At 72.4% G+C, this 14311-nt stretch carries 13 protein-coding genes; 11 read left to right on the top strand and 2 right to left on the bottom strand.

Annotation, left to right across the window (positions count from 1 at the left end; genetic code table 11):
• Nucleotides 1-69: 69 nt before the first annotated feature.
• The 5 genes from P8A20_RS27015 to P8A20_RS27035 all read left to right on the top strand — a co-directional run bounded on the left by P8A20_RS27015 (nucleotide 70) and on the right by P8A20_RS27035 (nucleotide 5565).
• Entirely contained in the window at nucleotides 70-312 is a 243-nt protein-coding gene (locus P8A20_RS27015) for a hypothetical protein (RefSeq protein ID WP_018555472.1), read from the top strand.
• Between the two features lie 37 nt (nucleotides 313-349).
• Nucleotides 350-1711: an NYN domain-containing protein gene (locus P8A20_RS27020; protein WP_147963038.1), complete on the top strand. Its 1362-nt coding sequence runs from the start codon at nucleotides 350-352 to the stop codon at nucleotides 1709-1711.
• 297 nt (nucleotides 1712-2008) lie between these two features.
• Nucleotides 2009-3034 carry a C40 family peptidase gene (locus P8A20_RS27025; RefSeq protein ID WP_147963037.1) on the top strand — a complete coding sequence of 342 codons (1026 nt, stop codon included), beginning with the start codon at nucleotides 2009-2011 and terminating at the stop codon, nucleotides 3032-3034.
• A 238-nt stretch (nucleotides 3035-3272) separates the two neighbouring features.
• The gene (locus P8A20_RS27030; RefSeq protein WP_306104387.1) at nucleotides 3273-4295 is read left to right on the top strand and encodes a C40 family peptidase; all 1023 of its coding nucleotides are present in this window, start codon (nucleotides 3273-3275) and stop codon (nucleotides 4293-4295) included.
• Between the two features lie 16 nt (nucleotides 4296-4311).
• A complete protein-coding gene (locus tag P8A20_RS27035; protein WP_187282382.1) occupies nucleotides 4312-5565 on the top strand; it encodes a hypothetical protein in 1254 nt (417 codons plus the stop codon).
• On the opposite strand, the gene P8A20_RS27040 is transcribed toward P8A20_RS27035, so the two are convergent.
• Entirely contained in the window at nucleotides 5522-6787 is a 1266-nt protein-coding gene (locus P8A20_RS27040; RefSeq protein WP_306104388.1) for a glycosyltransferase 87 family protein, read from the bottom strand. The two genes, P8A20_RS27035 and P8A20_RS27040, sit on opposite strands and share 44 nt — an antisense overlap.
• 77 nt (nucleotides 6788-6864) lie before the next feature.
• On the opposite strand from P8A20_RS27040, the gene P8A20_RS27045 reads away from it, so the two are divergent.
• Entirely contained in the window at nucleotides 6865-8007 is a 1143-nt protein-coding gene (locus P8A20_RS27045; protein WP_147963034.1) for a glycosyltransferase family 4 protein, read from the top strand.
• A gap of 73 nt (nucleotides 8008-8080) precedes the next feature.
• On the opposite strand, the gene P8A20_RS27050 is transcribed toward P8A20_RS27045, so the two are convergent.
• Complete coding sequence (locus P8A20_RS27050) at nucleotides 8081-9877, bottom strand: AMP-dependent synthetase/ligase (protein WP_147963033.1); 1797 nt, start codon at nucleotides 9875-9877, stop codon at nucleotides 8081-8083.
• A gap of 280 nt (nucleotides 9878-10157) precedes the next feature.
• Here P8A20_RS27050 and P8A20_RS27055 point away from each other — a divergent pair, with 280 nt between their 5' ends.
• The 5 genes from P8A20_RS27055 to P8A20_RS27075 all read left to right on the top strand — a co-directional run bounded on the left by P8A20_RS27055 (nucleotide 10158) and on the right by P8A20_RS27075 (nucleotide 14288).
• On the top strand, nucleotides 10158-10967 hold the full coding sequence (locus P8A20_RS27055) for a metallophosphoesterase family protein (RefSeq protein ID WP_147963032.1): 810 nt from the start codon (nucleotides 10158-10160) through the stop codon (nucleotides 10965-10967).
• A 120-nt stretch (nucleotides 10968-11087) separates the two neighbouring features.
• Nucleotides 11088-11537, top strand: coding sequence for an SRPBCC family protein (locus tag P8A20_RS27060; RefSeq protein ID WP_014156701.1), 450 nt, complete (start codon nucleotides 11088-11090; stop codon nucleotides 11535-11537).
• A 4-nt stretch (nucleotides 11538-11541) separates the two neighbouring features.
• A complete protein-coding gene (locus P8A20_RS27065; protein ID WP_306104389.1) occupies nucleotides 11542-12699 on the top strand; it encodes an ArsA family ATPase in 1158 nt (385 codons plus the stop codon).
• An 80-nt stretch (nucleotides 12700-12779) separates the two neighbouring features.
• A complete protein-coding gene (locus tag P8A20_RS27070; protein WP_147963030.1) occupies nucleotides 12780-13271 on the top strand; it encodes a DUF5304 domain-containing protein in 492 nt (163 codons plus the stop codon).
• A gap of 75 nt (nucleotides 13272-13346) precedes the next feature.
• Nucleotides 13347-14288 (top strand): ROK family glucokinase, encoded by a 942-nt coding sequence (locus P8A20_RS27075; RefSeq protein ID WP_147963029.1) that lies wholly within the window; start codon nucleotides 13347-13349, stop codon nucleotides 14286-14288.
• Nucleotides 14289-14311: the final 23 nt, after the last annotated feature.

A 14311-nucleotide genomic window follows, 5' to 3' on the forward strand; every position in this document is an offset into this window, starting at 1 on the left:
ACGGCGCACCGCGAGATCGAAGACCTGGGCACGCACGAGACTCGACGCACGACGAAAGAGGACGCAACGATGACGACGGTTCCCCAGCCGACGGACGCGACCCGCTGGCGCTGCACGCTCTGCGGCAACCTCACGCGTTTCGACGTCACGCGCTCCTCGAAGGTCGTGGAATACGTGCACCTCGACCTGGCCGGGGAGTCGAGTGTCGAGGAGCGCGAGGTGGTCAGTGAGACCATCGAGTCGGTGCGCTGCCGTTGGTGCAACGCCGTGGATCAGATCGAGCTGGTCGACAGGCCTGGTGCCGACTCCTGACGGAGCCGCGCGGACAGACACATTGGGGTGATGGAAGGTGGAGCAGCCGACAGGCGGCGCCGGACCGGCCGACGCGGCCGACGGCACCGCGGAGTCGCTCGACCGTCCGCTGCCCGAAGGCGTACGCCACAAGGTGGTGGCGCTGGTCTCGGACGCGTTCGGCGGGCTGACCGTCGGCGAACTCCCCTCCCAGCTGCGGCAGTACGCCCGTTTCACGCCGAGCAGACGGGCCAAGTTCGCGGGTAACGCGATGGCCGCCGCCCTGGAGAGCGACCCGGTGTTCCGCCGGCGCATCGGTGAGCGGATCGGCCAGACCCAGCCGGAGCTGGCCGAGGCCCTCGAGTCCGGTGCGCCGCCCGCCGCCGCGGATCCCGTCGACGTGGCCGCCGCCGCCTACGTGCTGCGGCCGGCCGGCTGGGTCAAGCTGGTCGCCGCGGCCGGCGAGGAGGTCCAGCGGGCGCACGCCGAGCGGGCGGACGAGGAGACCAGGCGCGAGCTGGAGCGGCTGCGCGAGGAGCTGGACCGCGCCCGCGGCCAGACCCGGGCGGACACCGAACGGCTGCGTTCGGAGCTGGAGGCGGCCCGCAAGGAGACCGACTCGCTGCACCGCAAGCTGCGCAGCGCCCTCAGCGAGGTGAAGCGGGGAGAGGCCGCTCTGCGCAAGGCCGGCGCGGAGGCCGACACCGTGCGGGCCGAGTCGGCCGCCCAGGTCTCCGCGGCCGAGAGCGAGACGCGCCGGCTCAAGGCCCGGCTGGCCGAGGCGGAGGCGTCCGTGGAGGCGGGCCGCCGGGCGGCCCGGGAGGGGCGTTCGGTCGAGGACATGCGCCTGCGGCTGCTCCTGGACACCGTGCTCGACGCCGCGCAGGGCCTCCGCCGTGAGCTGGCGCTGCCCCCGTCCTCGCTCCGTCCGGCGGACGGTGTCGAAGCGGTGGAGCCCGGCAGGATGTCGCCGAAGGACATCGCGGCCAGGGCCCTTTCGGAGACCGACCCGGCGCTGCTCGACCAGTTGCTGGCCCTCCCGCAGGCACATCTGATCGTCGACGGCTACAACGTCACGAAGACCGGCTATCCGCAGATGCCCCTGGAGAAGCAGCGGTTGCGCCTCCTGGGCGGTCTCTCGGTCCTCGCGGCGCAGACCGGTGCCGAGATGACCTGTGTCTTCGACGGTGCCGAACTGGCCGTCCCCGTCCTGCTCGCCCCGCCGCGCGGAGTCCGCGTGCTCTTCAGCAAGGCCGGGGTGACCGCGGACGAGCTGATCCGGCAGCTGGCGCGCGCCGAACCGCCGGGCAGGCCCGTCGTCGTGGTCTCCACCGACCGTGAAGTCGCCGACGGGGTGGCGAAGGCGGGGGCGCGGCCGGTCGCGTCCGTCTTGCTCCTGAAGCGCCTTTCGCGCGTCTGAGGCGTCATGTGAGGCATGTGCGACTTGCCGGAATTTACGGAACGTACCGTCAAGTCACCGCTACACGCAGTGTGATGAAAGTAAAGAAGTGCCTGGTGTGACGAGATTTTCCTCGTGAGGATTTGAACTGATCACAAGATGGTCACTAGGGTCAGGCCTCGAACCTTCGCACGGTTGATTGCCCATCCGGGGCGACGGCGAAGGAACCGCCGAGTCCGTGACGTGCACGGAGCCGGGGATCTGTCAGTAATCCCCCACTACCCGGTAGGCGGCTCGAGGAAGAAGGAGCTCGCCTTCGTGGCGTCCCACCGTCGTCCCAAGCAGCCGAGCCGCGCCCGTGTGACCGTGCTCACCGCGACCGCCGCCGCGGCCGTGGCCCTGACCTCCCAGGCAGCCCACGCCGACCCCAAGCCGACCAAGAGTGAGGTCAAGGCAAAGGTCGACAAGCTCTACCACGAGGCCGAGGAAGCCACCGAGAAGGCCAACGGCGCCAAGGAACAGCAGGACAAGCTCAAGAAGCAGGCCGACGCGCTCCAGGACAAGGTCGCCCGCGGCCAGGACGAGCTCAACACCCTGCGCGGCGAGCTCGGTTCGCTCGCGACCGCGCAGTACCGCTCCGGCGGTCTCGACCCGTCGGTCCAGCTGCTGCTCTCCTCGGACCCGGACAGCTTCCTCGACCAGGCCTCCGCGCTCGACCAGCTGACGGCCAAGCAGGCCGAGTCGCTTCAGAAGATCCAGGCGAAGCAGCGCACCCTCGCGCAGCAGCGCGAGGAGGCGCAGGGCAAGCTCGCGGACCTCGACGACGTCCGCAAGTCGCTGAACGAGAACAAGAAGAAGTACCAGGGCAAGCTGGCCGACGCCCAGAAGCTGCTGAACACCCTCACCGCGGCCGAGCGGGCCAAGATGGCCGAGGAGGAGCAGCGCGCCAGCCGCGCCGCCGGTGACCGGGTCGAACTCGGCAACGAGGTCCCCGCGTCCGCCCGTGGCGCCGCCGCCCTCCAGGCCGCCTCCACGCAGCAGGGCAAGGCGTACGTCTCCGGTGCCACCGGTCCCAACGCCTACGACTGCTCGGGTCTGACCCAGTGGGCCTACGCCCAGGCCGGCGTCCAGATCACCCGCACCACGTACACCCAGATCAACGACGGTGTCCGGATCGGCCGCAGCGCCCTGAAGCCGGGCGACCTGGTCTTCTTCAATAACACGTCGCACGTCGGCCTGTACGCGGGCAACAACCAGATCCTGCACGCCCCCAAGCCCGGCGCCGTGGTCCGCTACGAGTCGATGGACTACATGGGCACCTTCCAGTTCGGCGTGCGCGTCTGACGCCCGATCGGGCGAATCACGGCACCCCCCGACTGAGCCCCGCCCTGCCGGAGACCACAGGTCACCGGCAGGGCGGGGCTGTTTCGTCCGCATTCACCTGCCCGGCGTGGCCGTTGGTCACGGGGTAGCCGTCCGGTTACTGTCTGCGCTGCCGCGCAGCTCCCGGTCGTCGTTCCGCCCGCCCCGGGCGGCAGGGGCCGCGCACGTCTGCGTACAGCGGAAGGGAGTGCGGCTTCCTGTGGTGTCGCATCGCCGCCCCACCCGGCCCGGCCTCGACCGAGGTGTCCGGGCCACCGTCCTGTCCGCCGCCGTGGCCACCGCTGCGGCCGCCCTCGGTGCGGCGCCCGCGGGCGCCGCACCCGAGGAGACCCGCGAGACGGCCAAGGAGGCCGTCGACCGGTTGTACACGGAGGCCGAGCGCGCCACCGAGCGGTACAACGGCGCCAGGGAGAACATCGGCCTCCAGCGCGGCCGGATCGCCAGGGCCCAGGACGCGGCGGCCCGGACGCAGGAGGACATCAACCGGCTGCGGGCGTCCCTCGGCTCGATGGCGGGCGCGCAGTACCGCTCGGGAGGCATCGACCCCTCGGTCGCCCTCCTGCTCTCCTCCGACCCGGACACCTTCCTGGACCGGGCCGCAGCCCTGGACCGTGCGGGCGAGCGCCGGGCGGTGACGCTGGGCAAGCTGCGGCACGCCCAGCGCAAGATCGCCCAGAGCCGCGCGGAGGCCGCCGGGGCGCTGGCCGCCCTGGAGCGCGACCGCGCGGCGCTGGCCCGCCACAAGAACACCGTGGAGGCGAAGCTGGACCGGGCCCGGCAGTTGCTGCGCACGCTGCCGGGAACCGACCGGGAGGCCCTCGGCCGCGCCTCGCGCTCCGCCTCCCCGGGGACGCTCACCGCGGACGCCCCCGGCTCCGCGCGCGGCCTGGCGGCCCTCATGGCGGCCCGGCAGGCGCTGGGACGCCCGTACGTCTGGGGCGCCACCGGCCCCGCCGGATTCGACTGCTCCGGGCTGATGCAGTGGGCGTACGCGCAGGCCGGGGTCGCCCTGCCCCGGACCTCGCAGGCCCAGCGGTACGCGGGCCGCGTGGTGCCGCTGTCGCAGGCGCGGCCCGGCGATCTCGTCGCCTACCGCGCGGACGCGAGCCACATCGGGATGTACGCGGGAAACGGCCAGGTCATCCATGCCCCGTACCCCGGCGCACCGGTGCGCTACGACCCCGTCGGCATGATGCCCGTCTCCTCGGTCACCCGCGTCTGACCGTACGATCGGCTCCATGGCTGTTCGGACGCGGGACGCACGGCGGGGCCGCACCGGCGGCCGGAGCACGGCGGCTGCCGTGCTCGCCGTCCTGCTGCTCGCGCCCGCCTGTGCCGGCCCCCGGGACGCGCCCGCCGGCATGACCGCCGAGGAGGTCGGCGCCACCCTGGACCGCCGGGCCGCGGCCGTCCTGGCGCACGACACCGCCGCGTACCTGGCCGCGCTCGACCCCCGCGCCACGTCCTTCCGGGCCGCCCAGCGCACCGAACTGCGCAATCTCGCCGACGTGCCGCTGGAGTCCTGGGCGTACGAGGTGAAGGACGTGAAGGACGGGACCGCGGACCGGGTCACCGCCGAGGTCGAACTGCGCTACCGGATCAAGGGCTACGACAAGGCCCCCATGTCCTCCTCCCGCACGGTGGAGCTGGTCCGCCGAGGCGAGGACCGCACCTGGTACGTCGCCGCCGACCGGGCCGCCGAAGGGTCCCCCGGGCAGCTCTGGCAACAGGGTGACGTCGAGGTCGTACGTGGCACGCACAGCCTCGTCCTCGGGGTCGGCCGCCGTACCGCCGAGCTGCGCCGGATCGCGGACACGGCGGACCGGGCCGTCCCGGTCGTCTCCAGCTCCTGGCCGCGGCCCTGGACGGAACGGGTCGTGGTCCTCGTCCCCGCGTCCGTGGACGACATGGCGGGGCTCCTCGGTTCACCCACGGACAGCTACCGGGGCATAGCGGCCGTCACCACCGGTGAGGTCGGCGGGGGCGGCCGGGCGCCCGCGGACCGGGTGATCGTCAATCCGCAGGCGTACGGGATGCTCGGCGACTTCGGGCAGCGGGTCGTCCTGACCCACGAGACCACCCATGTGGCGACCCGGGCGCACACCTCCGCCGCCACTCCCGTCTGGCTGTCGGAAGGCTTCGCCGACCGGACGGCCTACCGCCGGGAGAGCCGAACCGCTCCCGAGATCGCGCCGGAACTGACCGAGGCGGTCCGCTCCGGCGACCTGCCCGCACAGCTGCCGGCCGACGAGGACTTCGGCTTCGGCGAGGACGCGGCGAAGCTCTCCCGGGCCTACGAGGGCGGCTGGCTGGCCTGCGAGCTGATCGCCCAGGACTGGGGCGAGGAGGAGCTGACCGCCTTCTACGAGGCCGTGGGGAGCCGTGCGCAGCGGGAAGGAGCCGTGGAGCAGGCCATGCACACGGTGCTCGGCACCACTCCCGAGGACTTCACCGCGCGCTGGCGGGAGTATCTGCGCGACCGTCTCGGCTGACCCCCTCCACGGCCGGTTCCCGCCGCGCCCCCGGCACGGTGTCCCGCCACAGCCGCCGTCCGGCGTCCAGCGTCGCCACGACGAGCAGATCGTTGCGTACGGCCATCAGGGCCACGCCCTCCGCGTCGCTCGCCACCACGTGCGCGAAGCCGAGCGGGAACTCCAGCAGCGTGACGGCGGTGGCCACCAGGACCAGGCACGCGGGCCGGGCCATCCGGCTGCCCCGGAACACCAGGCACACCGCGGCGAGCCCGAGCGGCCACACCAGGTACTGGGGGCTGATGACCCGGCTGGTCACGGTGAACAGGAGCACCGCGGTGAACGCCGCGTCCGCCGGGGTGTGCACCGCGAACGTACGGGCCCGCAGCCGCCACACCAGCAGCCAGCCGAAGGCCAGCACGCTCAGCGCCAGGGCCAGCGTGCTCACCAGCGCCACGTGGGGCCCGGCGAACTCCATCGAGCCGTAGCGCAGCTCGACCCGGCCCTCCCAGCCGAACTGCCGCGCCACGTGGAAGACCAGCGCCCCCAACGACTCGATCTCCAGCCCCCGGTCCCGCTGGAACGTCAGGAAGGCGAAGGCGCCGGGCAGTGCCACGGCGGCGGCCAGGGCGAGCACGGCGGCCGTCACCGCCGCCGAGGACCAGGCCCGGAGCGTCTCCCTGCCCCGGGCCGTACCCACCAGCAGCAGGACCGGCCACACCTTCAGCAGCGTCCCGAAGGCGGCCAGCGCACCCAGGACCCGCGGGTGGCGCACACCGGCGAGCAGGGCCGCCACCGCGACGGCCGTCACCATCAGGTCGTAGCGGGCGTACACGGTCGGCCCGAGCAGCGGCACGCCCACCACCCAGAGCCAGGTGCCCGTCTCCCGCGTGCCGGGGCGGCCTCCCGCGTACAGCAGAAGCCCGAACACCAGTGCGTCACACAGCAGCACGAGAACGAAGAAGGCGGAGGCGTACTCCAGGAAGGGCAGCAGATCCGGGGAGAGCACGGCGAGCGCGGCCGCCGGCGGATACTGCCACGTGACGTCGTCCAGCGGGAACGAACCGGCGCGGAGAACCTCGTACCAGCCCCGGTAGATCACCGAGACGTCGCTCGTGACGTCCGGGCCCGGCACCGTGAACACCTTGAACACGCAGAGCAGCAGCACCGCCCGGGTGAGTCCCCACACGGCCAGGGACAGGCCCCGGCTCCCCCGGCCGCTCGTACCCGTCCTGACCGTCATGCCCGCCATGATGCAGTCCACGGCTGTGCGGGAGCCGTCAGGCAGGGCCGACGGGCCGCCCGGTACTGTCGGCGGCGATGGACAAGACGCTGATCGTGACGAACGACTTCCCGCCCCGCCCCGGCGGTATCCAGGCATTCCTGCACAACATGGCGCTGCGCATGGACCCCGGGCGGATCGTCGTCTACGCCTCCACCTGGAAGCGCGGCGCGGAGGGCGCCGAGGCCACCGCCGCCTTCGACGCCGAGCAGCCCTTCACCGTCGTACGCGACCGCACGACGATGCTGCTGCCCACGCCCCGGGTCACCCGGCAGGCGGCCCGGCTGCTGCGCGAGCACGACTGCACCTCCGTCTGGTTCGGCGCCGCCGCCCCCCTCGGCCTGATGGCGCCCGCGCTGCGCAGGGCCGGTGCCCGCCGCCTCGTCGCCACCACGCACGGCCACGAGGCCGGCTGGGCCCAGCTGCCCGCGTCCCGGCAACTGCTGCGCCGCATCGGTGAGGGCACCGACACCATCACCTACCTCGGCGAGTACACCCGGTCCAGGATCGCCGCGGCGCTCACCCCCGAGGCCGCCGGCCGCATGGTGCAACTGCCGCCCGGGGTCGACGAGAAGACCTTCCACCCGGCCTCCGGAGGCGACCGGGTCAGGGCCCGGCTGGGGCTCACGGACCGGCCCGTCGTCGTGTGCGTCTCGCGGCTCGTGCCGCGCAAGGGGCAGGACACCCTCATCCTGGCCATGCCCGCCGTTCTGGCGCGGGTGCCGGACGCCGTCCTGCTCGTCGTGGGCGGCGGCCCGTACGCCGGGCAGCTGAAGAAGCTGGCGGCCGAGACCGGTGTCCAGGACTCCGTGCGCTTCACCGGACCGGTGCCCTGGGAGGAACTGCCCGCGCACTACGGCGCGGGCGACGTCTTCGCCATGCCCTGCCGGACCCGGCGCGGCGGACTCGACGTCGAGGGCCTCGGCATCGTCTACCTGGAGGCGTCGGCGACCGGACTGCCCGTCGTCGCGGGCGACTCGGGCGGCGCCCCGGACGCCGTGCTCGACGGCGAGACCGGGTGGGTGGTGCGGGGAGGCTCCGCGGAGGAGTCGGCCGACCGCATCGTCACGCTGCTCAAGGACCCCGGGCTGCGCCGCCGCACGGGGGAGCGGGGCAGGGCGTGGGTCGAGGAGAAGTGGCGCTGGGACCTGCTCGCCGAGAAGCTGAAGACGCTGCTCTGAGCCCGTACGAGGAGGGCCCCGCACCGGTCGCGTGACCGGTGCGGGGCCCTCCTCGTACGCGTGCGCCGTCGGATCAGCCGCGGTAGATCGACTCGACCTCGTCCGCGAAGTCCTTCGCCACGACGTTGCGCTTCAGCTTCAGCGACGGCGTGATGTGACCGGCCTCCTCGGTGAACTGCGCGCCCAGCACCCGGAACTTGCGGACCGACTCCGCCTTCGACACCGCCGCGTTGCCGTCGTCCACCGCGCGCTGCACCTCGGCCAGCAGCTCCGGGTCCTCACGCAGCGAGAACGCCGTCGATCCGGCGGGTTTGCCGTTCTCCTCGGCCCAGCGGGAGAGGAACTCCTCGTCGAGGGTGAGCAGGGCGCCGACGAACGGTCGGCCGTCGCCGACCACCATGCACTCGGCGACCAGGGCGTGCGCGCGGATCCGGTCCTCGATCACCGCGGGGGCGACGTTCTTGCCGCCCGCCGTCACGATGATCTCCTTCTTGCGGCCGGTGATCGCGAGATAGCCGTCCTCGTCGAGCGTGCCGATGTCGCCCGTGTGGAACCAGGCGTCGGCCAGCGCCTCGGCCGTCGCCGCCTCGTTCTTCCAGTAACCGGTGAACAGGTGCTCGCCGTGCAGCAGCACCTCGCCGTCGTCGGCGATGCGCACCACCGAGCCGGGCAGCGGCTGGCCGACCGTGCCGATCTTCTGCCGGTCCCACGGGTTGAAGGCCGTGGCGGCGCACGACTCGGTGAGGCCGTAGCCCTCCAGCACGGTGAAGCCGATGCCGCGGAAGAAGTGGCCGAGCCGCTCGCCCAGCGGAGCGCCGCCGGAGATCGCGTACTCGCCGCGCCCGCCGAGCACCGCGCGCAGCTTGCCGAACACCAGCTTGTCGAAGACCTTGTGCTTGACCCTCAGGCCGATCGACGGGCCTTCCGGGGTGCCCAGCGCACGGCTGTAGGCGATCGCCGTGTCGGCGGCCCGGTCGAAGATCTTGCCCTTGCCGTCGGCCTGGGCCTTGGCCCGCGCCGAGTTGTAGACCTTCTCGAACACGCGCGGCACACCGAGGATCAGCGTCGGCCGGAACGAAGCCAGCTCATCGGTGAGGTTCTTGATGTCCGGCACGCAGCCGAGCTTGATCGGCGCCATCACCGAGGCGACCTCGACCAGCCGGCCGAAGACGTGTGCGGTGGGGAGGAAGAGCAGGACGGAACACTCGCCCGTACGGAAGAGGGGCTTGAGCCGTTCCACGATGTTGCCGCACTCCGCGAAGAAGCTGCGGTGGGTCAGCACACAGCCCTTGGGGCGGCCGGTCGTGCCCGAGGTGTAGACGATCGTCGCCGGATCGTCGGCCTTGGCGCTCACCATGCGCAGGTCCAGCGTCTCGTCGGAGACCCCGGCGCCCGCCGCCACGAGGTCGCCGACGGCGCCCCGGTCGATCTCCCAGACGTGCTCCAGACCGGGGAGCCGGTCCCGCACGGAGGCGACGGACTCCGCGTGGGCGCCGCTCTCCACGACGACCGCGACCGCGCCCGAGTCGCCCAGTATCCACTGGACCTGCTCGGCGGAGCTCGTCTCGTACACCGGCACGGTGACGGCGCCCGCGCACCAGATCGCGAAGTCCAGCAGGACCCACTCGAAGCGGGTGCGGGACATGAGCGCGACCCGGTCACCGGGCTGGACACCCGACGCGATCAGCCCCCTGGCGGTGTCCCGGACCTCGGCGAAGAACTGGGTCGCCGTGACGTCCGTCCAGACTCCGGCCACCTTGCGGCTCATCACCGCGACGTCGGGATGCTGAGCGGCGTTGCGGCGGATGAGATCCGTCAGGTTGCCGTCCGCAGGGACCTCGTACAGGGCCGGAAGGCTGAACTCGCGCAAGACTGCTGCTCCTCATCGGGCTCCGGTTCCACGGCTCTGTGCGACGTACCGGATCGGTCCAAGACTGGCAGATGCTCGGTGGGGTGAGCACGACTGGACTGGCGGGACGTTACCCACCGGTACTCGGTTCCGGAAAGGGGGTTCGGGCCAGATGTCTTATGCATCACACATATCCGCGGTCCTTCGGCGCACATTAGTCCACCCGTGTCCCTATCCGGAAGTAACCGCAGGTCCGGCGGCCTCTACCCAGAGCGGCGGGCCGGGACCTAGGGTGGCCTCCATGCGAGTCGGCACACCCCGGAATCAGCACACGACCCCCACGCGACGGACACGCGTGCACGTCGTCAGCGACGTGCACGGGAACACGGAGGCGCTGGCCCGCGCCGGGGACGGCGCGGACGCGCTGATCTGCCTGGGGGACCTGGTCCTCTTCCTCGACTACGCCGACCATTCGCGCGGCATCTTCCCCGATCTGTTCGGGGTCGCCAACGCCGACCGCATCGTCGAGCTGCGCACGGAGCGCCGCTTCGAGGAGGCCCGCGCCTTCGGCCGCGAACTGTGGGCCGGCCGTGACCGCAACGAGGCGATCCTGTCCGCCGTGCGCAAGCAGTACGCCGAGATGTTCGCCGTGATGCCCTCCCCTACTTACGCCACCTTCGGCAACGTCGACGTGCCCGCGCTCTGGCCCGAGTACGCACATTCCGGTACGACCGTGCTGGACGGCGAGCGTGCCGAGATCGGCGGCCGGGTCTTCGGGTTCGTCGGGGGCGGCCTCAGGACCCCGATGAACACCCCGTACGAGATCAGCGACGAGGAGTACGCCGCCAAGGTCGAGGCGCTCGGCCCGGTGGACGTCCTGTGCTCGCACATCCCGCCGGACGTCCCGGAGCTGACGTACGACACCGTGGCCCGGCGCTTCGAGCGCGGAAGCAGCGCGCTCCTGGAGGCCATCCGCCGCACCCGCCCCCGCTACGCGCTCTTCGGCCATGTCCACCAGCCGCTGGTCCGCCGGATGCGGATCGGCGTCACCGAGTGCGTGAACGTCGGACACTTCGCGTCGAGCGGGCGCCCCTGGGCCCTGGAGTGGTGAGCGACACGGCAGCCGGTCCCTGGCCGGGGCGCGGACGGGAGGGCCACCGGCACGCGATAGCCTGCACGTGGCAGGCCTCTGCCGAACGCGACCGGTACACCGCACTGGAGGGCCACGGCGATGGCTGAACACACCAGCTCGAGCATCACGATCGAGGCGGCACCGGCCGACGTCATGGGAGTGATCGCCGACTTCGCCCGCTATCCGGAATGGACCGGCGAGGTGAAGGAGGCCGAGATCCTGGCCACCGACGACCAGGGCCGCGCCGAGCAGGTCCGCCTCGTCCTGGACGCCGGCGCGATCAAGGACGACCACGTCCTCTCCTACACCTGGAACAGCGAGTACGAGGTCGGCTGGACCCTGGTGAAGTCCCAGATGCTCCGTGCCCTCGACGGCAGTTACGCCTTGGCGCCCCTCGGCGACGGCGACCGCACCCAGGTCACCTACCGGCTCGCCGTCGACGTCAAGATCCCGCTGCTCGGCATGATCAAGCGCAAGGCGGAGAAGGTCATCATCGACCGGGCCCTCGCCGGGCTGAAGAAGCGCGTCGAGTCCGTACCGAAGGCCTGATCACGTGCGTACGGTCCTCGTCACCGGCCCTGGCGGCGCAGGCCGTACCACCGTCGCCGCGGCGACCGCGCTCGCCGCGGCCCGCAGCGGCCGCCGCACCCTCCTGATCTCCGCCGACGAGGTGCCCGCCCTCCCCGCGGGCACCGGGGCCACCGAGCGGCTCACCTCCGTCCGCGTCGACTCCGCGGCGCACTTCCGCGACGAACTCCTCGAACTGCAGGACCGGGCCTCCGGGCTCCTCGACCTGCTCGGAGCCAACCGGCTCGACGGCGAGGAGCTCACCGAACTGCCGGGCAGCGCGCAGCTCGCCGTCCTGCACGCCCTGCGCGGCGCCGCCGAGGACGGCCACGAGGTCCTCGTCGTCGACCTGCCCCCGCTCGCCGACGCGCTCGCCCTCCTCGCACTGCCCGGGCAGCTGCGCCGCTACCTGCGGCGCCTCCTGCCCAGGGAACGCCAGGCCGCCCGCGCCCTGCGCCCGGTACTCGCCCAGCTCGCCGGCGTCCCCATGCCCGCCCAGTGGCTGTACGAAGCGGCCGCCCGCAAGGACGCCGAACTTTCCGCCGTCGAGGCGCTGATCGAGGACGACGCGACGACCGTGCGCCTCGTCGCCGAACCCGGGCAGGCCGCGGGCGCGGCCCTGAGCTCCGCCCGTACCGGACTGGCCCTGCACGGACTGCGCGTCGACTCGGTCGTCGCCTCCCGGGTCCTGCCCCGCCACTCCGCCGACCCGTGGTTCGCCGATCTCGCCGCCCGGCAGGAGAAGTGCCTGGACCACTGGCACCAGGAGTGGGAACCCGGGACCCCCGTGCGCGAGAGCGCGCACCTCGGCCGTGAGCCGCGCACCGTCGAGGACCTGTCCCTGCTCGCCGGGAGCTGCGCACCGGACGACCGCACACCGGGACACGCCGGAGCCCCCTGGTGGACCGAGACGGCCGAGGACGGTGTCATCTCCTGGTGCCTGCCGCTGCCCGGAGCCACCAAGGAGGACCTCGGGCTCGTCCGGCGCGGCGACGAACTGCTCCTGACCGCAGGGCCGTTCCACCGGATCGTGCGCCTGGAGTCCGCCCTGCGCCGCTGCACCGTGTCCGGAGCCGCACTGACCGACGGCGTCCTGCGTGTCCGGTTCACACCTGACCCCGCGCTCTGGCCCCGGACACAATGAACGGCGTACCACCGTTCGGGTAACGTCGGTAGTACGTGGCCCGTACGGCCACGCAGACAACCGCGCCGCAGGAGCCCGCCATGAGTGAAGCCACCGATCGTCCCGCCGACGACGACGCGTGGGCGGAGGCCTGCGCCGAGGACCTCAAGGCGGAGAAGGCCCGACGCCGTGCCCAGTACGGACAGCAGCCGGGTTCCGCCGCCGAGGAACTGCGCAAACTGATCGACGCGGTGGCCGACAAGGTCTCCTCGCTGCAGTCGCCGCTGCTCGGCATGGCCGCGCAGGGCACCGTCCAGCAGGTGATCCGGCAGGCGAAGTCCGCCGTCGAGCCCGTCATCGAGCGCAATCCGGAAGTCTTCGACCATCTCGCCGCCGCGGGGAACGAACTCCTCGCCGCCTACCGCACCGCGGTCGAGGGCCAGGAGAACCGCTGGACCCGTGGCACCGAGGGTGCCGGAGGCGCCTCGGGCGGCACCGGAAACACCCCCGGACCCGGGAAGAAGGCGGCCGAGGACCCCTCGGACCCGCGTGACGAGGGCACCGGCGGCAGCGAACACATCGACCTGGACTGACCCTGGACAGGAAATACCCGTCCCCGGCTCGGGTACGGTTGGCCGTAGCGGGGCTCGACCGAAACTGAGGGATTCATGGGACTCACCATCGGCGTCGATATCGGCGGCACGAAGATCGCGGCTGGAGTGGTCGACGAAGAGGGCCGGATCCTCTCGACGTTCAAGGTATCGACCCCGCCGACAGCCGAAGGCATCGTGGACGCGATCAGCGCCGCCGTGGCCGGCGCGAGCGAGGGACACGACGTCGAGGCGGTAGGCATCGGCGCGGCCGGATACGTCGACGACAAGCGTGCCACCGTGCTGTTCGCCCCGAACATCAACTGGCGCCACGAGCCGCTCAAGGACAAGGTCGAGCAGCGCGTCGGCCTGCCCGTCGTCGTCGAGAACGACGCCAACGCGGCGGCCTGGGGCGAATACCGCTTCGGCGCCGGCCAGGGGCACGACGACGTCATCTGCATCACGCTCGGCACCGGCCTGGGCGGCGGCATCATCATCGGCAACAAGCTGCGCCGCGGCCGCTTCGGTGTGGCGGCGGAATTCGGTCACATCCGGGTCGTCCCGGACGGGCTGCTCTGCGGCTGCGGCAGCCAGGGCTGCTGGGAGCAGTACGCCTCCGGGCGCGCGCTCGTCCGGTACGCCAAGCAGCGCGCCAACGCCACCCCGGAGAACGCCCAGATCCTGCTGGGCCTGGGCGACGGCTCCGTGGAGGGCATCGAGGGCAAGCACATCAGCCAGGCCGCCCGGCAGGGCTGCCCGGTGGCCGTCGACTCCTTCCGCGAGCTGGCCCGCTGGGCCGGAGCCGGTCTGGCCGACCTCGCCTCGCTCTTCGACCCGTCCGCGTTCATCGTCGGCGGCGGCGTCTCGGACGAGGGCGAACTGGTCCTCGACCCGATCCGCAAGTCGTTCCGGCGCTGGCTGATCGGCGGCGAGTGGCGCCCGCACGCCCAGGTCCTCGCGGCCCAACTGGGCGGCAAGGCAGGCCTGGTGGGCGCCGCGGACCTGGCGCGCCAGGGCTGAGCCCACCCCGTTCCGTCCGACGC

The organism is Streptomyces sp. Alt3, assembly GCF_030719215.1.
Classification (GTDB): Bacteria; Actinomycetota; Actinomycetes; order Streptomycetales; family Streptomycetaceae; genus Streptomyces; species Streptomyces glycanivorans.